The following is a 21,215-nucleotide window of genomic DNA, read 5'->3' as shown; positions in this document are numbered from 1 at the left end:
TGTCATTCCGGGGCGCCGCGCAGCGGCGAGCCCGGAATCCATCGAGCCACCGGTGACGCGGAGAAATGGATTCCGGGCTCGCGCTTCGCGCGCCCCGGAATGACAGCAAGAGATAACCCTAAATCTCCACCCCCTCATGCCGCAGCAGCCAGCGCTTCCGCTCCAGCCCGCCGCCATACTTCACCAGCGAACCATCGGCGCCGATCAGGCGGTGGCAGGGCAGCACCACGCTGATCGGGTTGGAGCCGTTGGCATGACCGACGGCACGAATGGCTTTTGGCAGGTCGATCTTTGCGGCGAGCGCGCCGTAGCTCATCGTGGTGCCGGCGGGGATGTGAGCCAGCGCGTTCCAGACCCTCTGCTGGAACGGCGTCCCGGCGATCCGCCATGCGATGGCCGAGAGTTGACCGAAATCGCCGTCGAAATAGCCCGACAACGCAATCCGCATTTCCGTCGGCGCAGACCGGTCGCTCAAATCCACCGCACCGTAGTGCAGACGCAGAAGCTCACGCATGCGGTGCTCGTAGTCCTCCCAGTCGAGCGCACGTAGCGCACCCTCCGCATCGGTGACGAGCAGCGCGACGCCGATCGGCGTCGTCACGCGATCAAGGCCGAAGCTTACGGACGGTCTGGTCGATCGGCTGGCCATCGCGGCACCATTGCATCGAAACACACCCATCGCACTTGCCATGCCGGCCGTGCTACCGTCCACCCGAAAGCTGACGCTGGGGGAGCTCAACTTGATTCTCGTTGCCAATATCCTGGTGGCACTGGTCGCCGCATTGCACGTCTTCTTCCTGATCCTGGAGATGTTCCTCTGGGACAAGCCGCAGGGCTTGAAGGTGTTTCGCAACACGCCGGAGAAGGCCGAGATCACGAAGGTGCTCGCCGCAAATCAGGGCCTCTATAACGGCTTCCTCGCCGCCGGCCTGATCTGGGGTCTGGTCCACGGCAACCCGGCCTTCGCATTCCAGATCAAGGCGTTCTTCCTGCTCTGCGTGATCGTGGCCGGCGCCTACGGCGCCGCCACCGTCAGCAGCCGCATCCTGATGGTGCAGGCCCTGCCGGCGGCGATCGCGCTGGTTGTACTGTTCCTGACCTGAGGCGCTAGAGCGCAGCACCGCGATCCTTGCGCGGCGCAAGTCCTTCCTCCACAATCTTCGGCAGCGATGGCGACCGTTGGCAATCAACGGGAAAAGACCGTCGACCGGAAAAATTCCGTCAGGAGGAACAACCCAACATGAGCAATCGCAGAGCATTCATAGCTGCCACGGCGGCGCTCGCCTTCGTGGTCTCCGCCAATCAAGCCTTCGCCCAGAAGAAATATGACACCGGGGCGACCGACACCGAGATCAAGATCGGCCAGACCGTGCCGTTCTCCGGCGCCTACTCCGTCTACGCCAATATCGGCAAGACCCAGGCCGCCTACTTCAAGATGATCAACGATCAGGGCGGCATCAACGGCCGCAAGATCAACCTCATCCAGTATGACGACGCCTATTCGCCGCCGAAGACCGTCGAGCAGGTGCGCAAGCTGGTCGAAGGCGACGAAGTGCTGTTCACCTTCCAGATCATCGGCACGGCCGCGAACGCCGCCGTGCAAAAATATCTCAACGGCAAGAAGATCCCTCAGCTGCTGGCCTCGACCGGCGCCGCGCGATTCAACGATCCCAAGAACTATCCCTGGACCATCGCCTACAATCCCAACTACGTGTCCGAGGGACGGATCTACGCCAAATACATTCTCAAGGAGCATCCGAACGCCAAGATCGGCGTGCTCTACCAGAACGACGACATGGGCCGAGACTATCTCGCGGGGCTCAAGAGCGGCCTCGGCGACAAGGCCGCCAGCATGGTCGTCGGCGAGGTCTCCTACGAGGTCACCGACCCGACGGTCGATTCCCAGGTGGTCAAGCTGAAGTCGATGGGCGTCGACGTGTTCTTCGATGCCTCGACGCCGAAATTCGCGGCACAAGCGATCAAGAAGCTCGCCGACCTCGGTTGGACGCCGGTTCATATTCTCGACATCAATGCGAGCCCGATCTCGGCGACGCTGAAGCCGGCCGGCCTCGATATCTCCAAGGGCATCATCTCGACCCAATATGGCAAGGAGCCCAGCGATCCCCAGTGGAAGGACGATCCCGGCGTGAAGGCCTTCTTCGCCTTCATGGACAAGTATTTCCCGGAAGGCGACAAGCTCAACACTGTCAACACCTACGCCTATTCGGTGGCCGAGCTGCTGACGCAGGTGCTCAAGCAATGCGGCGACGATCTGACGCGTGAGAACATCATGAGGCAGGTCGCCAACATCAAGGACTTCACCCCGAGCTTCGCGCTGCCCGGCATCAAGATCAACACCGGGCCCAACGACTTCCGCGTCAACAAGCAGATGCAGATGATGAAGTTCAACGGCGAACGCTGGGAGCTGTTCGGACCGATCATCGAGGATTCCGGGCCCGCGGGTTAGTTCTCGCAGGGTGGGTCGAAGGCGTAACCCACCCTGCTCCGATCCGCAGATACAGAAGAGGTGGGTTACGCGCCGCGCACCGCGCTTCGTGCAGTCCGCAGAGCTGACCCACCCTACGAACGCCCACCTTGCGTTGCAACACCCGTTCCTTCACACTTGCCCTCAACCGATGGCATCGGACGCGCAAGCGCGCGCCGGGAGATCATCGGCAATAACAACTGAGGGAATTGCGAATGAGGAATGGAAAACTGCATCTGGCCACGGCGCTCGCTCTGGCGCTGTCGATTTCAGCGGCCAATGCCCAGAAAAAATATGATCCGGGCGCCAGCGACACCGAGATCAAGGTCGGACAGACCATGCCGTTCTCGGGGCCGGCGTCGGCCTATTCGTCGATCGGCAAGACGCAGGCCGCTTATTTCAAGATGATCAACGACCAGGGCGGCGTCAACGGCCGCAAGATCAATTTGATTCAGTACGACGACGCCTATTCGCCGCCGAAAGCCGTGGAGCAGATCCGCAAGCTGGTCGAGAGCGACGAGGTGTTGCTGACCTTCCAGATCATCGGCACGCCCGTGAACGCGGCCGTGCAGAAATATCTCAACGCCAAGAAGGTGCCGCAGCTGTTCGCTGCGACCGGCGCCTCGCGGTTCACGGACCCCAAGAACTTCCCGTGGACCATGGGCTTCAATCCCAACTACTTCGTCGAGGGCCGCATCTACGGTCAGTACATTCTGAAGGAGCATCCGAACGCCAAGGTGGGCGTGCTCTATCAGAACGACGATCTCGGCAAGGATTATCTGAACGGCATCAAGGCCGGCCTCGGCGACAAGGCCGCCAAGATGATCGTGACTGAAGCCTCCTACGAGGTGTCCGATCCCACCGTCGACTCGCAGGTCCTCAAGATCAAGGATGCCGGCGCCGACCTGTTCTTCAGTGCGAGCACGCCGAAGCAGGCCGCGCAGGCGATCAAGAAGATCGCCGAAATGGGCTGGCATCCGGTCCAGATCGTCGACATCAACGCCACCTCGGTCGGCGCGGTGCTCAAGCCCGCGGGCCTTGACGCCGCCAAGGGCCTGATCAGCGTCAACTACGGCAAGGAACCGCTCGATCCGACCTGGAAGGACGATGCCGGCCTGAAGAAGTATTTCGACTTCATGGCGAAGTACTATCCTGATGGCGACAAGGACTCGAACTTCAACACCTACGGCTACAGCACGGCGCAGCTGCTGGTGCATGTGCTGAAGCAGTGCGGTGACGATCTGACCCGTGAGAACGTCATGAAGCAAGCGGCCTCGGTGAAGGACTTCGCCACCGACACGGCGCTCCCCGGCATCAAGGTCAACACCTCGCCGACCGACTACCGCGTCAACAAGCAGCTTCAGATGATGAAGTTCAACGGCGAGCGCTGGGAGCTGTTCGGCCCGATCCTCGAGGATTCGGGCACGGCGGGTTAGTTCTCAAGAGCGCTTCCTCAACGACGTCATGCCCGGGCTTGTCCCGGGCATCCACGTTCTTGGAGGCGCGAAAGAAAGTCGTGGATGGCCGGGTCAAGCCCGGCCATGACGACCGCGAGAGATTGGTCCAGCGGCATTCACACCGGTATCTCGCCAAAATTCTTCCCCACGGGCAGCACGGCATGCCGGATCAATCGCGAGTCTTCCACCGCGGCCTGGCGGTGCTTGACCGCCTCGCGATAGACGGGATCGCGGATCATCTCGACGAAGGCTCCGACGTCAGGATATTCGGCGATGAAGCAATGGTCCCAGCGCTCGTCCTGCGGGCCGATCAGCATCAGCTCGAACCTGCCCTGCCAGACGATGCGGCCGCCGAGGCGCTCGAACACCGGGCCGCTCTCGCGGCCATAGGCGGCATAGGCTTCCGCGCCGCTCGCCTTGCGTCCGTCCGGGTAGGCCGCCTCCTTGCGCAGGCGCACCAGGTTGAGCATGTGGATCGGGCCGGGGCGGTTATTGTCCCGGAACTGCGCGAAGATTTCCTTGGTCGGATCGACATGGCCCATGTGGGTTTCCCTTGCGTGTTTTCTCGGATTTTGTGTCGGCGATCCTAGCTCCGCCGCGCGATCAGCGGAACTGCGGCAGGCGAATGCCGCACCTCCTAATCACGCGTTAACGTCGGGGTAACCGGGCCTTAAACAGCGACCGCTAGCGTGCGGCGGGGCAGGCTGACCGGGCGTATTTGCGTATGGCGTGGGGAAAGAAAAAGGGTGGGCGGAAGGAGCCGCTGTTCGGCTTGCCCGCGGCGCTCGCCGATCTGCGCCTGACCCCGGCGGATCGCATTCCCGGCGGCGAGAACAAGCCGAAGAAATCGACGAAATCACCCGCCAAGCGCAAGACTGGGGAGTCCGGCGACGAGCCGCCGCGCGAGCGCAAGGCGCAAGCCGGCCGCAGCGGCACCAAACGCCGGTCCAAGTCACGCATCGGCGCCAGCCTCGGCCGCATGGTCTATTGGGGCGCGGTGCTCGGCCTATGGGGCGCGATCGCGGTGATCGGCGTCGTGATCTATGTCGGCGCCCACCTGCCGCCGATCCAGTCGCTGGAAATCCCGAAGCGCCCGCCGACGATCCAGATCGTCGGCATCGACGGCAGCATCCTGGCGCAGCGCGGCGAGATGGCCGGCGCCAATATCGCGCTGAAGGACTTGCCGCCGTATTTGCCTAAGGCGTTCATCGCCATCGAGGACCGCCGGTTCTATTCGCATTTCGGCATTGATCCCGTCGGCATCCTGCGCGCCCTCGTCACCAACGTCATGCATCGCGGCGTCTCGCAGGGCGGCTCGACGCTGACGCAGCAGCTCGCCAAGAACCTGTTCCTGACCCAGGAGCGCACCGTGCAGCGCAAGCTGCAGGAGGTGGAACTCGCGATCTGGCTCGAACGCAAGCATTCCAAGGACGAGATCCTGGAGCTCTATCTCAACCGCGTCTATTTCGGCTCCGGCGCCTACGGCGTCGAAGCTGCCGCGCAAAGATATTTCGGCAAGTCGGCGAAGAACGTCACGGTCGCCGAGGCCGCGATGCTGGCCGGCCTCGTCAAATCGCCCTCGCGCCTCGCGCCGAACCGCAACCCCGAAGGCGCCGAAGCCCGCGCGCGAATCGTGCTTGCGGCGATGGCGGATGCAAAATTCATCACCGATGCGCAGGCGCAGGCCTCGATCGGCCATCCCTCCTACAATGTGAAGCCGGTCGGCGCCGGCACGATCAACTACGTTGCCGACTGGATCGGCGAGGTACTGGACGACCTGGTCGGCCAGATCGACGAGAGCATCAAGGTCGAGACCACGATCGATCCGAAGCTGCAGAGCGCGGCGGAAGCCGCCATCATCGACGAGCTCGCGGCCAAGAGCGTGAAGTTCAATGTCAGCCAGGGCGCGCTGGTGGCGATGACGCCTGACGGCGCGGTGCGCGCCATGGTCGGCGGACGGAACTATTCCGAGAGCCAGTACAACCGCGCGGTGACCGCAAAACGCCAGCCGGGCTCCTCGTTCAAGCCGTTCGTCTATCTGACCGCGCTCGAGCAGGGGCTGACGCCCGACACGATGCGCCAGGATGCGCCGATCGAGGTCAAAGGCTGGCGGCCTGAGAACTACACCCACGAATATTTCGGCGCGGTGACGCTGACGCAGGCGCTGGCGATGTCGCTCAACACAGTCGCGATCCGCCTCGGCCTCGAGGTCGGGCCGAAGAACGTGGTGCGCACCGCACATCGGCTCGGCATCTCCTCCAAGCTCGAACCCAACGCCTCGATCGCGCTCGGTACCTCCGAGGTCTCCATGGTCGAGCTGGTCGGCGCCTATGCGCCCTTTGCCAATGGCGGCCTCGCGGTGACGCCGCATGTCGTCACGCGGATCAGGACGCTCAGCGGCAAGCTGCTCTACATGCGCCAACCCGAGGAGCGTAACCAGGTCGTCGATCCCCGCTATGTCGGCATGATGAACGCGATGATGCGGGAGACGCTGATATCGGGCACCGCCAAGAAGGCCGAGATTCCCGGCTGGCCGGCCGCCGGCAAGACCGGCACCAGCCAGGATTATCGCGACGCCTGGTTCATCGGTTACACCGCCAACCTCGTCACCGGCGTCTGGCTCGGCAATGACGACAATTCGCCGACCAAGAAGGCCACAGGCGGCGGCTTGCCGGTGGAAGTCTGGTCGCGCTTCATGAAGACGGCGCACGAGGGCGTGCCGGTGGCGGCATTGCCGAGCACACAAGGTGGCTGGGGCCTGTCGAACCTGGCGCAGGCGGCATCGCAGGTGTCGCAGCCGACAGCGGCCGCGCCACCGACGGCGGCGAACAATGGCGGCTATCGCCCGCCGCCGACGCGCGCCAATGCGCGGCCGGAGGCTGCGGCAGGGCTCGATGGTTGGTTGATGGACCGCCTGTTTGGCGGAAATCGCTAGGCTCGGGCGGAGGGCATTCAGCCCCTCAAACCAAAAAGTGCGAAAACAACCCCATGCACAGTAGCCGGCGATAGCAAAATCAACGGCTTGCGCGGGCAGGGCTGCCGGGAATCCAGTACGCTGCGACGCTTCGGTTCAAAAACAACTGCCCCTCCGGAATACTGAATCGCCCGCTCCAGTGCGCAATTGCGCACAAGGCGGGCGATGACAGTTTCCGTATGGGTGATATCGACGCCCTAATCCTCGACCCCGTAGCGGTGCAAATCATTGCCGTAGGTGTCGAGCCACTTCTTGGCGCGCTCCATCGACGGGCAGACTTTTCCGCACACGCGCCAGAACCGCGCCGAGTGGTTCATCTCGACGAGATGGGCAACTTCGTGCGCGGCGAGGTAGTCGAGCACGAAGGGCGGCGCGAGGATCAGCCGCCAGGAGAACGACAGCGAGCCGGCCGAGGTGCAGGAACCCCAGCGGCTGGACTGATCGCGGATCGAGAGCCGCTTGACCCTGACACCGAGCTCGGCGGCGTAGGCCTCCGACGAACGCTGCAGGTCGTGGCGTGCCTCGCGCTTGAGGAAGTCACTGACGCGGCGATCGACATGTTCGAGCCCGCCGGCGACGCAGAGAATGCGCTCACCGCTATCGCGGACCTCGGTCCACACCGTGCCGCGCGTGCCGGCGCGATGAACGATGCGATGCGGCGTGCCACGAAGCGGTATCACCGTGCCCGGCTGGAACGGCGCGGCCTTCGGCAAGCGACCGAGGCGCGCGGCGATCCACGCACCGTGGCGCTGCGCGAAGTCTTTGGCCTCGGCCAGCGTGCCGCGCGGCGGCATGGTGAGGATTGCTTCGCGATCGCTCGGATGAATTCTGAGCGTGTAACGGCGCGCGCGGCGGTGCCGCCGCAATCGGATGGCAAAATATTGCGATCCGTGGGTGATCAGGACGGTCTTCGGTTCGTGGGGACGCCGATAGAGGAGAGCGCGAGTGGCCATGTCTGTCAGTCCAGGGAGCAAGAGTTCGCCCGGATTCTGCCATAACCGCCGCCAGGGAAAGCGCTCGGCGCAAAAACAAATCATTTGCCCAATATACAGCGGTCTGGCGTCCGGGAGACCCTACAGACTGGGGTTGGAACCGGCTTTTTTCGCCCCCGGTTGACGCATGCGGCACCCCCAAGGGGTGAGGGCGGACTCACTCCTAGGAAGCTACCTAAATACCGCGAATCTGGAGGGAACCTGACCCTGCCGGAGGCGTCGGCAGGGCCCGAATTTTCGACGGGAAAGCCGAAAAAGAAGCTATTCGGCCGCGCGAGCCTGCAATGAGCTCGGATTTGCCGCTGAAACCATGAAGTCGTGAATGCGCGGCACGATTTCCGACCTGAAGCGCGAGCCGTTGAACACGCCGTAATGTCCGACGCCCTTCTGCACGTAATGAACGCGGCGATGATCGGGGATCGAGCTGCACAATGTGTGCGTCGCTTCGGTCTGGCCGAGACCGGAGATGTCGTCGTTCTCGCCTTCGACGGTCATCAACGCCACGCGCGTGACCTTGGAGGGATCGACAAGTGTTCCGCGATGGGCCATCTCGCCCTTCGGCAGCGAGTGCTTCACGAATACGGTGTCGACCGTCTGCAGGTAATATTCGGCGGAGAGGTCCATCACCGCGAGATACTCGTCATAGAACTCGCGATGCTTGTCGACGAGGTCACCGTCGCCCTTCACCAGATGGGCGAAGAGCTGCTTGTGGGCGTCCATGTGGCGATCGAGATTCATGCTGATGAAGCCGTTGAGCTGCAGGAATCCCGGATAGACGTCGCGCATCATGCCCGGATGCGGGAACGGCACCTTGGTGATGACATGGTTGCGGAACCAGTCGATGCCGCGCTCCTGGGCGAGATTGTTCACCGCCGTCGGATTGCGGCGGGTGTCGATCGGCCCGCCCATCAGCGTCATCGAAGTCGGCACGAAGGGATCGCGCAGCGATTCCATCACCGAGACGGCAGCGACGACCGGCACGGAGGGCTGGCACACCGCCAGCACATGCGTGTTGCCGCCGAGGACGTGCAGCATCTCGATGACGTAGTCGATGTAATCGTCGAGATCGAAACGGCCATCGCTGAGCGGCACCATGCGGGCGTCGGCCCAGTCGGTGATGTAGACCTCATGCGCGGGCAGGAACGCCTCGACCGTGCCGCGGAGCAGCGTCGCATAATGGCCGGACATCGGCGCCACGATCAGCACACGCGGCTGCGGACTGCGCAGCGGACGGGTGAATTTGCGATCGAAATAGAGCAGCCGGCAGAACGGCTTTTCCCAGACCGAGCGAACCTCGACGGGGACGCGGATGCCGTTGACCTCGGTGTCGTCGAGGCCCCATTCCGGCTTGCCGTAACGGCGCGTGGTCCGCTCGAACAATTCGCAGGCCGCGGCAACCGACTTGCCGACCTCGGTGCGTGCCCAGGGATTGAGGGGATTCTGAAACAGCAGCTTGGTCGCGTCAGTGACCGCACGTGCCGGATTGAGAGAGGCGTGCGCCATCTCGTACATCCAGTACATCGGCGTCGTCAGGACCGGACTGCCTTCGGCCGCCAGGGGCGGCGCGCCGCCAAACTCACCAATAGGCATCGCTATATCCTTCTTCGCATCGCAGCATACTGCCGAATGCGTAATATTGCGTCAATGCATGGTTCCGTACATCTACGTAGCGAAAACGGCTAAACCGGCCTGAATCCACGATAAAGCGAGGTTATTCGCCACCCGACAACAGGGAGCCATTCCGCTTGGCGCTGCGCAAAAGGGCAAGGAATGCCCAAAAAGAAGCTCCCAGCAGCACCGCATTGATGGCCAACGCATCCAGCATCAGGTCGATCCGGAAGGTTCGCTCGATCAGCAGCGCACGCATCCCTTCGAACACGTAAGTCGGCGGCAGCGCCCAGGCGATGGTTTGCAGCCAGACCGGCAACACGCTGACGGGATAGTAGACGCAGGCGAGCGGCAGGATCGCGAACATCAAGGTCCAGACGATGCTCTCGGCGCCGAGGCCGTTTCGCAGCACCAGCCCCGACACGAAGATGCCGACCGACCAGCTCGTGAAGATCAGATTGCAGAAGAATGCGATCAGCGGCAGGCCGAGGGCATAGACATTGAAGTGAAACATGACCAGCGCGAGCACGGTCATCGGAATGATCCCGATCGCGAGCCGGATCAGGCTCATGACCATCAGCGACAGCAGAAACTCGATCGGCCTCAAGGGGCTCATCATGAGGTTGCCGATGTTGCGCGCCCACATCTCCTCCAGGAACGAGATGGAGAAGCCGAGCTGCCCGCGGAACAGGATGTCCCAGAGGATGACGGCGCCGATCAGCGTGCCGCCGGCGCGCGCGAAGAAATTGGAATTCTCGGCGATGTAATACTGGATGAAGCCCCAGGTGATGACCTGCAGCGCCGGCCAGTACAGCAATTCGAGCAGCCGCGGCCAGGACGACATCAGGAGGTACCAGTAGCGCAGGATCATCGCGCCGATGCGGTGGACGGAGATGCCGCGGTGGAGGGAGAGCTCGGTCATCGGGGCAATCCGTTGTCAGGATGAAGGCTGTCATCCCGGGGCGCGACGAAGTCGCGAGCCCGGGATCCATAGCCACAGGATTGAATTGAACGAAGACTCGGAATTACCGATCTCGCCTCACAACCGCGGCCTGTGGTTATGGATTCCGGGCTCGCGCTCCGCGCGCCCCGGAATGACGGGACTCTAGCCGGGGTTCTGCAGTTCGCCCTCACCTCGCCGCCTCCTTCGCGCCGTTCGCCCGGCCGCGCGCGACGTCCAGAAACACCTCTTCCAGCGTGGTACGGTTGTAGCGCGCCATGATCGCCTCCGGCGTATCGTCGTCCTCGATGCGGCCGCGCTTCATGATGATGACGCGGTCGCAGAGCCGCTCGACCTCGAGCATGTTGTGCGAAGCCAGGAGGATGGTGGCGTTGTTGTCCTTGCGATAACGCTCAAGATGCGCCCGCACCCAGTCGGCGGTATCCGGGTCGAGCGAGGCGGTCGGCTCGTCCAGCAGCAACAGCTCGGGCCGGTTGATCAGCGCTTTGGCCAGCGCGACGCGGGTCTTCTGCCCGGCGGACAGCTTGCCGTTGGCGCGGTCGATGAATTCGGTGAGGTCGAGATCGTCCGCGAGCGCGGCAATGCGCTCCGACAGGTGCTTCACCGCATAGAGCTTGCCGAACACGGTGAGGTTCTGCCGCACCGTGAGCCGCATCGGCATGTCGACATAGGGGCTCTCGAAATTCATCCGCCCCAGCACGGAAGCGCTCTCCTCGGGCATCCCATGACCGAGCACCTGCACGCCGCCGGAGGTCGGCAGCACGAGGCCCATGATCATTGCGATGGTCGTGGTCTTGCCGGCGCCGTTGCCGCCCAGAAGCCCGGTGATACTGCCGCGCGGCAGCGAAAAGGAAATGTCGTCGACGGCGCGGGTCTGCTTGTAGACCTTGACGAGGTGATCGACCTCGATTGCCGCGGAGGAGCTGCGCCCCGCGACAGTCGGCGGACTTGAAGCTTTGTCGTTCCCGGTCATGCTGGGGCGTTCTTCTGCTATTGCAGCGGAGAGCGCAAGGCTTGTAATCGGGGTGGTTCCGCGAGCCCGCGTTTGTGATCGAGAAGGCACCGCCACATTGGCCGAGATGACCGAGACTGCCGATACCGACTTCCGCCACGCACAGCGACATATCCGACTCGACACCATCCTGCGGCTGCGCTGGCTGGCGGTGCTCGGCCAGCTCGCCGCGATCTTCATCGTGGCGCAGGGGCTGGAGTTCAATGTCGAGATCGTCCCCTGCGTCAGCATCATCGCCTTGTCGGCGGCACTCAATCTGGCGCTCCAGACCGTCTCCAATCCGCTGCAGCGGCTGGAGCCGATGCAGGCGGCCGGACTGCTCGCGCTGAACATCGTGGAACTGGCCGGTCTGCTGTACTTCACCGGCGGACTGCAGAACCCGTTCTCGTTCCTGTTCCTCGCGCCGGTGCTGATCTCGGCCACGGCGCTGCCGGCGCGCTCCACATTCGGCCTCGGCGTGCTCGCGGTCGCCTGCGCCTCGGTCCTGTTCTTCTTCCATTTGCCGCTGCCCTGGGATTCCGACGATCCCCTGGTGCTGCCGCCGATCTATCTCGTTGGTGTCTGGCTCTCGATCGTGCTCGCGATCGGCGTCACCAGCCTCTACTCGTTCCAGGTGACGGAAGAGGCGCGCAAGCTCGCGGACGCGCTGGCCGCGACCGAGCTGGTGCTGACGCGCGAGCAGCACCTGACCCAGCTCGACGGCCTTGCCGCCGCGGCCGCGCATGAGCTTGGCACGCCGCTGGCGACCATCTTCCTGATCTCGCGCGAGCTGGAGAAGACGGTGAAGGATGCCAGCTTTGCCGCCGACCTGAAGACGCTGCGCGAGCAGACCCAGCGCTGCCGCGACATCCTGAGCAAGATCACCCAACTCTCCTCCACCGGCGCGCCGTTCGACCGCATGAAGCTGTCGGAGCTGATCGAGGAAGTGGTGGCCCCGCACCGCGATTTCGGCGTCGAGATCAAGGTGCGGATCGCGGTCGCCGCCGTGTCCGAGCCGGTCGGCTCGCGCAACCCGGCGATCCTCTACGGCGTCGGCAACATCGTCGAGAACGCGGTCGATTTCGCCCGTACCACCGTCGAGGTGAACGCGTGGTGGAACAAGGACACGATCGAGCTTCTGATCTCCGACGACGGCCCCGGCATTCCGCCCGACATCCTGAACCGGATCGGCGAGCCCTATCTGTCGCGGCGGCGAACCACGGATGACAGCGGCGGCGAGCGACGCGGCCTCGGATTGGGCGTGTTCATCGCGCGTACCTTGCTGGAACGCACCGGCGCCAAGGTCTTGTTTACCAACCGGATCTTTCCGGACCACGGCGCCGTGGTCCAGATCACATGGCCACGACAGCGTTTTGAGGCTATCGAGAGCCTCGAAGAAACAATAGGATAGCCGCGACCTTGCGTCGCACGACAGGGCGGATCGACTATTTGCCGCCTTGGCACTGCGCGATTGCGACGCCATATGTAGACGCGCTGGAGAGAGGACAAAACCTTGAACGCCATCGCCGAACTGAACGAACAGACCGATCGCTCGCTGTTGATCGTGGAGGACGACAAGCCGTTCCTGGAGCGGTTATCGCGCGCCATGGAAACGCGCGGCTTTGCCGTGACATCATGCGACACCGTCTCCGACGGACTTGCGCAGATCGGCAGGTCGGCGCCCGCATTCGCCGTGGTGGATCTGCGGCTGGGTGACGGCAACGGCCTCGACGTAGTCTCGGCGCTGAAGAAGAAGCGCCCCGACGCACGCGCGATCGTGCTGACCGGCTACGGCAACATCGCCACGGCCGTCACCGCGGTGAAGATGGGCGCGATCGATTATCTCTCCAAGCCCGCCGATGCCGACGACGTCGTCGCGGCGCTGCTGTCGACCAGTGCCGACAAGTCCGATCTGCCGACCAACCCGATGTCGGCCGACCGCGTCCGCTGGGAGCACATCCAGCGCATCTACGAGATGTGCAACCGCAACGTCTCGGAAACGGCACGCCGGCTGAACATGCATCGGCGGACGTTGCAGCGCATTCTCGCCAAGCGCGCGCCGCGGTAACGGTTTTCGTAGGGTGGGCAAAGGCGCTTAGCGCCGTGCCCACCATCTGTCTGGATTGGATAGGGATCGTGGGCACGCTTCGCTTTGCCCACCCTACGGCACCGATGTTTGCGGCGCCGCTATTCCCAGAAATCCGCGTGTCCCTGCGGATCGACCAGCCGGTTGATCCGTAGCGCCGCTGCCATTCCGAACCGTACCGTCATCTGCTTGCGGGTGGCGGCGGCGAGCTTATGCTCGGGCGCTTCGCAATGCAGGTGCGCGCCATAGGCGTCGGCGATGATCAGGCCGGTGCCTTCCGGAAAGATCTCACACGGCAGGTCCTGCGTGAAGGCGAAGAACAGCCGATCACAATGGGCACGGTATTCGTGCCATTTCTGGTCGGCGCGCAAATCCTCCACCGACGATTTGATCTCGACGATCCAGATCTCGCCGCGCTCGTTCAGCGCCACCAGATCGGCGCGCCGGCCCGAAGGCAGCGGCAATTCGCTGATGCAGGTAAAGCCGAGCGAGCGCAGCAGCCGCGCGGTGCCGCGCGCAATGGCGAGCGCCGTCTCCGACTGGCGTCGATCGGGCGGCGGCACGAGGGCGATATTGCGGGCGGTGTTGTCCATGGGTGGGAGGATAGCCGATTCCATTGGGTGCTGACACTACCTCCACCCGTCATTCCGGGGCGCGACGAAGTCGCTTCGCGCGCCCCGGGATGACAGCGCGTGTGACGCGGAACCGCACTCGACCTTAACAATTATCACGCAGCCGCCGCACCTCGGCGGAACCACCGGGGCTGCGCGCATGATCGATGATCTCTGGTACAAGAATGGCGTGATCTATTGCCTCTCCGTCGGCACCTATATGGATGCCAACGGCGATGGGGTCGGCGACTTCAAGGGGCTGTTGCGCCGGCTCGACTATCTGCACGGGCTCGGCATCACCACGATCTGGCTGATGCCGTTCCAGACCTCGCCCGGCCGCGACGACGGCTACGATATCGCCGACTATTACAGCGTCGATCCCCGTTACGGCACGCTCGGCGACTTCGTCGAATTCACCCATGGCTGCAAACAGCGCGGCATCCGCATCATCATCGATCTCGTCGTCAACCACACCTCGGACCAGCACCATTGGTTCAAGGAAGCGCGGCGCGACAAGAACTCGCCCTATCGGGACTGGTACGTGTGGTCCGACAAGAAGCCCGCAAACGCAAACACGGGCATGGTGTTTCCCGGCGTACAGAAGACGACCTGGACACGCGACAAGGAAGCCGGCGCGTATTATTTCCACCGTTTCTACGATTTCCAGCCCGATCTCAACACGTCGAACCCGCATGTGCAGGCCGAGATCCTGAAGATCATGGGCTTCTGGATCCAACTCGGCGTCTCCGGCTTCCGGATGGACGCCGTGCCCTTCGTGATTGCCACCAAGGGCGCCAAGATGAAGAAGCCGGTCGAGCAATACGACATGCTGCGCGCGTTCCGCGAGTTCCTGCAATGGCGGCAGGGCGATGCCATCATCCTGGCCGAAGCCAATGTGTTGCCGGAAACCGACATGGAATATTTCGGCCGCGACGCCGACCGCATGCACATGATGTTCAACTTCCACGTCAACCAGCATCTTTTCTACGCGCTGGCCTCCGCCGACTCGCGTCCGCTCGCGAAGGCGCTGAAAGCGACCAAGCCGCGGCCGGCGTCGGCGCAATGGGGCCTGTTCCTGCGCAATCACGACGAGCTAGATCTGGGGCGGCTGACCAAGGCCCAGTGCGACACCGTGTTCAGGAATTTCGGCCCCGACAAGGACATGCAGCTCTACGACCGCGGCATCAGGCGGCGCCTCGCGCCGATGCTCGGCGGCGACCGGCGGCGGCTCGAGCTCGCCTATAGCCTGATGTGCACGCTGCCGGGAACGCCCGTCATCCGCTATGGCGACGAGATCGCGATGGGCGATGATCTGTCGCTGCCCGAACGCAATTGCGCGCGCACACCGATGCAATGGTCGACCGAGCCCCACGGCGGCTTCACCAAGAGCGACAAGCCGGCATGCCCCGTCATCGACAAGGGCCCCTACGGCTACCAGCACATCAATGTCGCCAAACAGCGTCGCGATCCCGATTCCATGCTGAACTGGACCGAGCGCATCGTCCGCATGCGGAAAGAGGTGCCGGAGATCGGCTGGGGCGATTTTGCGATCATTGCGACGCGCGATCCCGCCGTGTTCGTCATGCGTTATGACTGGCGCAACAACTCCGTGCTATTCGTGCACAATCTCGACGACAAGCCGCGCGAGACCGCGTTCTCGACGGGGCTGCCGGGCGAGGCCGGCGCGCACCTGATCAATCTGCTCGCGGAGGACCACAGCCACGCCGACAAGCGCGGCCAGCATCGAATCGTGCTGGAGCCGTATGGCTATCGCTGGTATCGCGTCGGCGGGCTGGATTATCTGCTGAAGCGGAGTGATATCGACGCCACCACGGCGCGGGGGAACAAGCATCCGGGCTGATGTTGCCGCTTCGCTTTCCTCACACTCAGCGCTGTCGTCCGGACAAGCGCCCTCAAGCGCGCGTAGATCCGGGACGACAGCTACGGTGGAACAACCACCACCCCCTCATTGCCGCGCAAATCCAGCACGCCTTCGATCCGCTCCCCCTCGCGGTCCAGGAACGTCGACAGCAATATGCTGCTGCCGAAACGGATCGCGCTGGTCGTGACCGCGACGGGCGCGGGGCTGAGATTGAGCGCCACGATCACCGCCTGCCCCTCGGCCTCGCGGCGATAGATCAAGAGATCGCCTTGCGCCGTGATCGGACGATAATCGCCCGCGACCAGCGGCCGACTGCTCTTCCGCAGGGTGATCAGACGCTTGTAGAGGTTGAGGATCGAGCGCGCATCGACTTCGAGATTGACGACATTGTCGTGCACATGGTGCTCCGGCAGCGGCAGCCACGGCCGCGCCGCCGAGAAGCCGGCGAATTTGGAGGAATCCCACTGCATCGGCGTGCGGCAGCCGTCTCTGCCGACACCGATGCCCGGCACGTTCTTCTCGAAGGGGTCGCGCACATCCTCCGGCGCGATGGCCACCTGATGCATGCCGATCTCGTCGCCGTAATAGAGCGTCGGCGTGCCGCGTAGCGTCAGCAGCAGCATGGCGGCGACTCGCGCCTGCTCCGGCCCGACGCGGCTCGCGACCCGCGGGCGATCGTGATTGCCGAGCACCCAGTTCGGCCAGGCGCCGCGCGGCAGCGCCTGTTCGTAATCCTCGATGATCCTTTCGATCGATCGCGCGCTCCAGAAGGTCGAAAGCAGCGCGAAGTTGAACGGCATCTGCGCGCCGGTGAGGTCGTTGCCGTAATAGGCCATGAGACGGTGCAGCGGCAGATAGACCTCGCCGATCAGCACACGGGCTCCGAATTCGTCGGTGACGCGCCGCATCTCGGCGATGACACCATGCACCTCCGGCTGGTCGGTGGAATATTGCGTCATGATCCTTTCGTTCGGCGGCCGGCCCTCGACGTAATGCGGATTGGGCGGGTTGTCGCGGAATTCGGAATCCTTGATCAGGTGCCAGATCACGTCGACGCGAAAGCCGTCGACGCCCTTGTCGAGCCAGAACCGCATCACGTCATAGATCGCGGCGCGGACGTCCGGATTGCGCCAGTTGAGGTCCGGCTGCTGGGCTAAGAAGGCGTGGTAATAATATTGCCCCGTAGCCTCGTCGAACTGCCACGCGCTGCCGCCGAACTCGGACAGCCAGTTGTTCGGCACCCCGCCATCGGGTGCCGGAGCGCGCCAGACGTACCAGTCGCGCTTGGGATTGTCGCGCGAGGCGCGGCTCGCGACGAACCAGGGATGCTGGTCGGAGGTGTGGTTCGGCACGAGGTCGAGGATCAGCTTCAGGCCGTTGTCGTGGGCAGCCGTGATCAACGCATCGAAATCGGCCATCGTGCCGAACAGCGGCTCGATGCCGGTATAGTCGGAGATGTCGTAGCCGAAATCTTCCATCGGCGAGGGAAAGATCGGCGACAGCCAGATCGCATCGACACCGAGCGATTTGACGTAAGGCAGCCGCTGCAGGATGCCGGCGAGATCGCCGACGCCGTCACCATCGGAGTCCTGAAAGGAGCGCGGGTAGATCTGATAGAAGATGCCGTCGCGCCACCAGTTCTCGTTGCTTTGAGCCATGCGAAAAGACCACCGGAATCTGCGTATTGTGCGGGAGAACGCGACAACACCGCCCCGGTTCAAATTGGCAGGCCAATTGGGACCGCCGTGTGACTGCTGTTCCCGGGAGCCGGCCCGAATCTTTTGCTTGGCGGCCTGGCAAAAATCGGCATTGTGGCGCCATGACCGAGCAAAACGACACCCAAGACTCTTCGCAAGCCAAGGCGGGCGCGATCATCGTTCCCGTGACACTGTTCGAGCAAAACTGCACCATCATCTGGGACGAGCCCAGCAAGAAGGCCGTGGTGATCGATCCCGGCGGGGACGTGCCGAAGATCCTGGACGCGATCAAGCAGACCGGCGTCACCGTGGAGAAGATCTGGCTGACCCACGGTCATATCGACCATGTCGGCGGCGCGGCCGATTTGCGCGATGCACTGAAAGTTCCGATCGAGGGCCCGCATGAAGCGGACAAATTCCTGCTCGACAATGTGGTCGAGAGCGGCGCACGCTTCGGCATGACCGGCGTGCGCAACTTTGCGCCCGACCGCTGGCTCGCCGAGGGCGACACCGTATCGATCGGCGATCTCAAGTTCGACATCTTCCACTGCCCCGGACACTCGCCGGGCAGCGTGGTGTTCTTCAACAAGGACTTGCGTTTTGCCCATGTCGGCGACGTCCTGTTCGCCGGCTCGGTCGGGCGCACCGATTTGCCCGGCGGCAGTCACGCCACGCTGATCAACTCGATCCTCACCAAGCTGCTGCCGCTCGGCGACGATGTCGGCTTCATCTGCGGCCATGGCGCCGGCTCCAGCATCGGCCAGGAGCGGATGACAAATCCGTTCATCACCGGCGAGACGTGAGCTTTATTCTGCCGCGTCCACAAACGCCGCCGCTTCACTGAGGTGACGATCGCCCCAGTCGCGGATCGCCGCGACCACAGGCACGAAGCTTTTGCCCTTACGGGTCAGGCGATACTCGACCTTCGGCGGCACTTCGCCGAAATCCTTGCGGTCGATCAGGCCGCTCGCGGTCAGGGCCTTCAGTTCACGGCTGAGCACGCGCGGGGTGATCTCCGCGCTCCCGCTCGTGCCGCGCAACAGGCCGCTGCGGATCTCGCCATAGCGGCGCGGGCCGTCCTTGAGGTCCCAGACGATGCGCAGCTTGTACTTGCCGCTGATCATCTTCTGAAACGCCGCGACCGGGCAGCTGCGCGCCGGGTTCGCCTTCGCCATGTCGTCTCCTCCATGTGCGGGATGAAGATAGAAGCGGCGTCGAAAAAGTCCATACTATCAATTTTGTCCATACTTGCAGGATCGCGCGCAAGCCGCAGATGATGACGCACACGACGAACAGGGAGCGTCACATGAAGCACTTCATGATCAGATACGAATTCAGGAACGGCACCACGGACGCCTGGCACCAGGAGATCGGCCGCTTCGTCAAGGCGATCGACGGCGATCCGGAGCTCAAGGGGCGGGTCGGCTATCGCGTCTTGAAGAACCGCGACGGAGGCAGCTATTTCCATCTCGCCAGCGTCGCCGACGAGGCCGCGCAAAAGACACTGCAATCGCGCGACTTCTTCAAGGCCTATCAGGAGATGACGCGGAAGGTCGCCGGCGGCGAGGTGACGGTGACGCCGATCGCGTGGATCGGTCAGACGGCGTAGCGTCTCGTCCCAGGAGTATGGGTCCCGGATCGGCGCGCGCTTGTCCGGGACGACAGCAAGGCTACTTCATCAATCCCGCGGCGGTCAGTGCGCGCGTGATGATCTGGCCGAGATCGAAGCCGCGAGCCTCCTCGCGCTTCGGCTCGGCCGGCTGTTCGGCGACCGCTGCGCGGATCGAGCGGGCCAGATGCGGCGCCGGCGTCAGTGCCGGCTGCGCTGCAGGCTTGCTTATAGGCTTGGCCTCCGCCTTTGCGGCGTCTGCAATCCAGCCGGTGAGGCCGAAGAACTTTGCGATGTGATAGGACGAGGAAATGCCGGCCTCGATCAGGAACGCGCCTTCGACGCCGTAACGCTGGTCGTTGTCGGCAAGGCCAAGCGGCGTGCCGTGCGCCATGTCGGTGATGGCGTAGGACTCGACCAGCGTCTCGCCGTCCTTGCCCCACCAGGCCTGGCGCGGATGGCCATCGACATTTGTCTCCGCCATCGGCGCTTCCGGCAGATCGTGCAGATCGAGCCACTGCTTGACGATCTCGTTGGCATTGCCCGGATTGACGGTGCGGTCGGCGCTGCCGTGCCACACCGAAACCTTCGGCCAGGGGCCGCGATGATCCGAGGCGCTGCGCACGAGATCGCCGAGCTCGCGCGCGGAACGCGTCGGCGAATGAAACATGCCGTCCAGCGCCTCGCGCAAATTCGAGGCGATGCCGTAGGGCAGCCCGGCGATGACCGCGCCGGCCGCGAAGACTTCCGGATAGGTCGCGAGCATCACCGACGTCATGCCGCCGCCGGCGGACAGGCCGGTGATGAAGATGCGCCTGGGATCGATTCGATGGGCCTCCGCCATATGCGCGATCATCTCGCGGATCGACTGCGCCTCGCCGCCCTCCCGCGCCGTGTCTTCCGGATTGAACCAGTTGAAGCAGGTGTTGCCGTTGTTGATGCGTTGCTGCTCGGGCATCAGCAGCGCGAAGCCATAGTGCTCCGCGAGCGTCGACCAGCCGGCGCCGAGGTCGTAGCCTGCTGCCGTCTGCCCGCAACCATGCAGCACGACGACCAGCGCGCGCGGGTTCTGCAACTGCGCGGGCACGAACGCGAACATGCGCAAGGCGCCCGGATTGTCGCCGAAGCCGGTGACCTCCTGCAATGGACTGGACGCATCCGCGCTGCGTCCGAACTCGGCAAAGCGCAGACCGTCCAGCCTCGACAGACGTCTCAACAGATCGACATTTTTGGCTAACGACACGGCAAATTCCTGGTGGGGCGACGTACAACGTCCAGCCAAAACAGATAGTTGCTGCAATGCAAAATAAAAAGACCGTGCGCTGTCAATCCGGTAAAAACCGCGGAAAATCCCCGAGAATCCGCATGTATTAACCGCAATGCCTCAACTTCATGCAGATGCGCGACGCATCCACGACAGAAATGCGGCGCAGATCATGATTAATGTCACAAACAGCACAAGCGAGGCCAGAAATCTGCGCGCGCTGATTGCAGCGCTTCGACTGCGAAGAACACCGCGCCGATTGCGGCCACTCCGGCCGCATTTCCGAACTGCGCTGTCGTGCCATGCATGCCGGACGCCGAGCCTGCGGCGACAGACCTCACGGTCCTGAGTCCCGCGCCGGAGAACGGCGCCATCACCAGTCCCTGGCCGTAGCCAGAGATGATCATGATGAACGCGAGCAGGAGCTGGCGATGGCGCGACGCCGCGACGAAGGCAAGCGCGAGCGGGATGAAGCAAGCGGGGAGAGGGAGAAGACTCAAGGCACGCATGCCTGCATTCCGCCGCGCGGGACACCGCGCGATTGCGTTCGCGCCTTCGGGCACGTAGCCTCACCGCCTCAACAAACAGAAAATCAAAG

At 63.5% G+C, this 21,215-nt stretch carries 20 protein-coding genes; 9 read left to right on the top strand and 11 right to left on the bottom strand.

Translation table 11 applies throughout. From position 1 onward, the window contains the following. Positions 1-118: 118 nt before the first annotated feature. Entirely contained in the window at positions 119-649 is a 531-nt protein-coding gene (locus IVB24_RS03990; RefSeq protein ID WP_247772111.1) for a methylated-DNA--[protein]-cysteine S-methyltransferase, read from the bottom strand. Between the two features lie 40 nt (positions 650-689). On the opposite strand from IVB24_RS03990, the gene IVB24_RS03985 reads away from it, so the two are divergent. From IVB24_RS03985 to IVB24_RS03975, 3 genes are all read left to right on the top strand, one after another. Continuing rightward, positions 690-1,103, top strand: a complete 414-nt coding sequence (locus IVB24_RS03985) for a DUF1304 domain-containing protein (protein ID WP_162308813.1) — start codon at positions 690-692, stop codon at positions 1,101-1,103. 137 nt (positions 1,104-1,240) lie between these two features. Continuing rightward, complete coding sequence (locus IVB24_RS03980; RefSeq protein WP_166467729.1) at positions 1,241-2,467, top strand: ABC transporter substrate-binding protein; 1,227 nt, start codon at positions 1,241-1,243, stop codon at positions 2,465-2,467. Positions 2,468-2,700: 233 nt separating this feature from the next. After that, positions 2,701-3,921 (top strand): ABC transporter substrate-binding protein, encoded by a 1,221-nt coding sequence (locus IVB24_RS03975; RefSeq protein WP_094976201.1) that lies wholly within the window; start codon positions 2,701-2,703, stop codon positions 3,919-3,921. 137 nt (positions 3,922-4,058) lie between these two features. On the opposite strand, the gene IVB24_RS03970 is transcribed toward IVB24_RS03975, so the two are convergent. Beyond that, the gene (locus IVB24_RS03970) at positions 4,059-4,484 is read right to left on the bottom strand and encodes a DUF1330 domain-containing protein (RefSeq protein ID WP_247772110.1); all 426 of its coding nucleotides are present in this window, start codon (positions 4,482-4,484) and stop codon (positions 4,059-4,061) included. A gap of 182 nt (positions 4,485-4,666) precedes the next feature. On the opposite strand from IVB24_RS03970, the gene IVB24_RS03965 reads away from it, so the two are divergent. Further along, positions 4,667-6,877: a penicillin-binding protein 1A gene (locus IVB24_RS03965; RefSeq protein WP_247772109.1), complete on the top strand. Its 2,211-nt coding sequence runs from the start codon at positions 4,667-4,669 to the stop codon at positions 6,875-6,877. A gap of 236 nt (positions 6,878-7,113) precedes the next feature. Here IVB24_RS03965 and IVB24_RS03960 read toward each other — a convergent pair whose 3' ends face one another. The 4 genes from IVB24_RS03960 to IVB24_RS03945 all read right to left on the bottom strand — a co-directional run bounded on the left by IVB24_RS03960 (position 7,114) and on the right by IVB24_RS03945 (position 11,450). Beyond that, a complete protein-coding gene (locus IVB24_RS03960; RefSeq protein ID WP_094976198.1) occupies positions 7,114-7,953 on the bottom strand; it encodes a SprT family zinc-dependent metalloprotease in 840 nt (279 codons plus the stop codon). Positions 7,954-8,169: 216 nt separating this feature from the next. Beyond that, positions 8,170-9,498, bottom strand: a complete 1,329-nt coding sequence (gene phaZ, locus IVB24_RS03955) for a polyhydroxyalkanoate depolymerase (protein ID WP_094976197.1) — start codon at positions 9,496-9,498, stop codon at positions 8,170-8,172. A 121-nt stretch (positions 9,499-9,619) separates the two neighbouring features. Continuing rightward, entirely contained in the window at positions 9,620-10,438 is an 819-nt protein-coding gene (locus IVB24_RS03950) for an ABC transporter permease (protein WP_247772108.1), read from the bottom strand. Positions 10,439-10,646: 208 nt separating this feature from the next. Beyond that, entirely contained in the window at positions 10,647-11,450 is an 804-nt protein-coding gene (locus tag IVB24_RS03945) for an ABC transporter ATP-binding protein (protein ID WP_247772107.1), read from the bottom strand. A gap of 106 nt (positions 11,451-11,556) precedes the next feature. Between IVB24_RS03945 and IVB24_RS03940 the strand changes: the two genes are divergently transcribed. Then, positions 11,557-12,879 (top strand): ActS/PrrB/RegB family redox-sensitive histidine kinase, encoded by a 1,323-nt coding sequence (locus IVB24_RS03940; protein WP_247774279.1) that lies wholly within the window; start codon positions 11,557-11,559, stop codon positions 12,877-12,879. A 102-nt stretch (positions 12,880-12,981) separates the two neighbouring features. Then, positions 12,982-13,536 (top strand): ActR/PrrA/RegA family redox response regulator transcription factor, encoded by a 555-nt coding sequence (locus tag IVB24_RS03935; protein WP_094976194.1) that lies wholly within the window; start codon positions 12,982-12,984, stop codon positions 13,534-13,536. Between the two features lie 119 nt (positions 13,537-13,655). Here IVB24_RS03935 and IVB24_RS03930 read toward each other — a convergent pair whose 3' ends face one another. Then, positions 13,656-14,147 carry an MmcB family DNA repair protein gene (locus IVB24_RS03930; protein WP_094976193.1) on the bottom strand — a complete coding sequence of 164 codons (492 nt, stop codon included), beginning with the start codon at positions 14,145-14,147 and terminating at the stop codon, positions 13,656-13,658. Positions 14,148-14,325: 178 nt separating this feature from the next. Here IVB24_RS03930 and IVB24_RS03925 point away from each other — a divergent pair, with 178 nt between their 5' ends. Continuing rightward, on the top strand, positions 14,326-16,026 hold the full coding sequence (locus IVB24_RS03925) for an alpha-amylase family protein (protein WP_247772106.1): 1,701 nt from the start codon (positions 14,326-14,328) through the stop codon (positions 16,024-16,026). A gap of 80 nt (positions 16,027-16,106) precedes the next feature. Here the strand turns inward: IVB24_RS03925 and IVB24_RS03920 are convergent, their stop codons facing one another. Then, entirely contained in the window at positions 16,107-17,705 is a 1,599-nt protein-coding gene (locus tag IVB24_RS03920) for an alpha-amylase family glycosyl hydrolase (protein WP_247772105.1), read from the bottom strand. A gap of 161 nt (positions 17,706-17,866) precedes the next feature. Here IVB24_RS03920 and IVB24_RS03915 point away from each other — a divergent pair, with 161 nt between their 5' ends. Then, positions 17,867-18,547, top strand: a complete 681-nt coding sequence (locus tag IVB24_RS03915) for an MBL fold metallo-hydrolase (protein ID WP_247772104.1) — start codon at positions 17,867-17,869, stop codon at positions 18,545-18,547. 3 nt (positions 18,548-18,550) lie between these two features. Here IVB24_RS03915 and IVB24_RS03910 read toward each other — a convergent pair whose 3' ends face one another. Further along, the gene (locus IVB24_RS03910) at positions 18,551-18,919 is read right to left on the bottom strand and encodes a helix-turn-helix domain-containing protein (RefSeq protein WP_166467720.1); all 369 of its coding nucleotides are present in this window, start codon (positions 18,917-18,919) and stop codon (positions 18,551-18,553) included. Positions 18,920-19,050: 131 nt separating this feature from the next. Between IVB24_RS03910 and IVB24_RS03905 the strand changes: the two genes are divergently transcribed. After that, positions 19,051-19,353 (top strand): hypothetical protein, encoded by a 303-nt coding sequence (locus tag IVB24_RS03905; protein ID WP_244607488.1) that lies wholly within the window; start codon positions 19,051-19,053, stop codon positions 19,351-19,353. A 61-nt stretch (positions 19,354-19,414) separates the two neighbouring features. Here IVB24_RS03905 and IVB24_RS03900 read toward each other — a convergent pair whose 3' ends face one another. Both IVB24_RS03900 and IVB24_RS03895 read right to left on the bottom strand, forming a co-directional pair. Further along, entirely contained in the window at positions 19,415-20,596 is a 1,182-nt protein-coding gene (locus tag IVB24_RS03900; protein ID WP_247772103.1) for a PHB depolymerase family esterase, read from the bottom strand. A 203-nt stretch (positions 20,597-20,799) separates the two neighbouring features. After that, on the bottom strand, positions 20,800-21,180 hold the full coding sequence (locus IVB24_RS03895) for a hypothetical protein (protein ID WP_247772102.1): 381 nt from the start codon (positions 21,178-21,180) through the stop codon (positions 20,800-20,802). Positions 21,181-21,215 lie beyond the last annotated feature (35 nt).

Source organism: Bradyrhizobium sp. 192 (genome assembly GCF_023100965.1).
GTDB classification, from domain to species: domain Bacteria; phylum Pseudomonadota; class Alphaproteobacteria; order Rhizobiales; family Xanthobacteraceae; genus Bradyrhizobium; species Bradyrhizobium symbiodeficiens.
The sequence above is the reverse complement of the archived record's forward strand: the minus strand, read 5'-3'. Positions and strand labels throughout refer to the sequence as shown.

What these genes read in the sequence shown, in the direction of transcription:
- IVB24_RS03910 (WP_166467720.1), bottom strand. Translation starts at nt 18,919, where the DNA reads ATGGCGAAGGCGAACCCGGCGCGCAGCTGCCCGGTCGCGGCGTTTCAG.
- IVB24_RS03990 (WP_247772111.1), bottom strand. Translation starts at nt 649, where the DNA reads ATGGCCAGCCGATCGACCAGACCGTCCGTAAGCTTCGGCCTTGATCGC.
- IVB24_RS03975 (WP_094976201.1), top strand. Translation starts at nt 2,701, where the DNA reads ATGAGGAATGGAAAACTGCATCTGGCCACGGCGCTCGCTCTGGCGCTG.
- IVB24_RS03915 (WP_247772104.1), top strand. Translation starts at nt 17,867, where the DNA reads ATGACCGAGCAAAACGACACCCAAGACTCTTCGCAAGCCAAGGCGGGC.
- IVB24_RS03950 (WP_247772108.1), bottom strand. Translation starts at nt 10,438, where the DNA reads ATGACCGAGCTCTCCCTCCACCGCGGCATCTCCGTCCACCGCATCGGC.
- IVB24_RS03985 (WP_162308813.1), top strand. Translation starts at nt 690, where the DNA reads ATGCCGGCCGTGCTACCGTCCACCCGAAAGCTGACGCTGGGGGAGCTC.
- IVB24_RS03965 (WP_247772109.1), top strand. Translation starts at nt 4,667, where the DNA reads ATGGCGTGGGGAAAGAAAAAGGGTGGGCGGAAGGAGCCGCTGTTCGGC.
- IVB24_RS03905 (WP_244607488.1), top strand. Translation starts at nt 19,051, where the DNA reads ATGAAGCACTTCATGATCAGATACGAATTCAGGAACGGCACCACGGAC.
- IVB24_RS03930 (WP_094976193.1), bottom strand. Translation starts at nt 14,147, where the DNA reads ATGGACAACACCGCCCGCAATATCGCCCTCGTGCCGCCGCCCGATCGA.
- IVB24_RS03925 (WP_247772106.1), top strand. Translation starts at nt 14,326, where the DNA reads ATGATCGATGATCTCTGGTACAAGAATGGCGTGATCTATTGCCTCTCC.
- IVB24_RS03970 (WP_247772110.1), bottom strand. Translation starts at nt 4,484, where the DNA reads ATGGGCCATGTCGATCCGACCAAGGAAATCTTCGCGCAGTTCCGGGAC.
- phaZ (WP_094976197.1), bottom strand. Translation starts at nt 9,498, where the DNA reads ATGCCTATTGGTGAGTTTGGCGGCGCGCCGCCCCTGGCGGCCGAAGGC.
- IVB24_RS03940 (WP_247774279.1), top strand. Translation starts at nt 11,557, where the DNA reads ATGACCGAGACTGCCGATACCGACTTCCGCCACGCACAGCGACATATC.
- IVB24_RS03960 (WP_094976198.1), bottom strand. Translation starts at nt 7,953, where the DNA reads ATGATTTGTTTTTGCGCCGAGCGCTTTCCCTGGCGGCGGTTATGGCAG.
- IVB24_RS03920 (WP_247772105.1), bottom strand. Translation starts at nt 17,705, where the DNA reads ATGGCTCAAAGCAACGAGAACTGGTGGCGCGACGGCATCTTCTATCAG.
- IVB24_RS03980 (WP_166467729.1), top strand. Translation starts at nt 1,241, where the DNA reads ATGAGCAATCGCAGAGCATTCATAGCTGCCACGGCGGCGCTCGCCTTC.
- IVB24_RS03945 (WP_247772107.1), bottom strand. Translation starts at nt 11,450, where the DNA reads ATGACCGGGAACGACAAAGCTTCAAGTCCGCCGACTGTCGCGGGGCGC.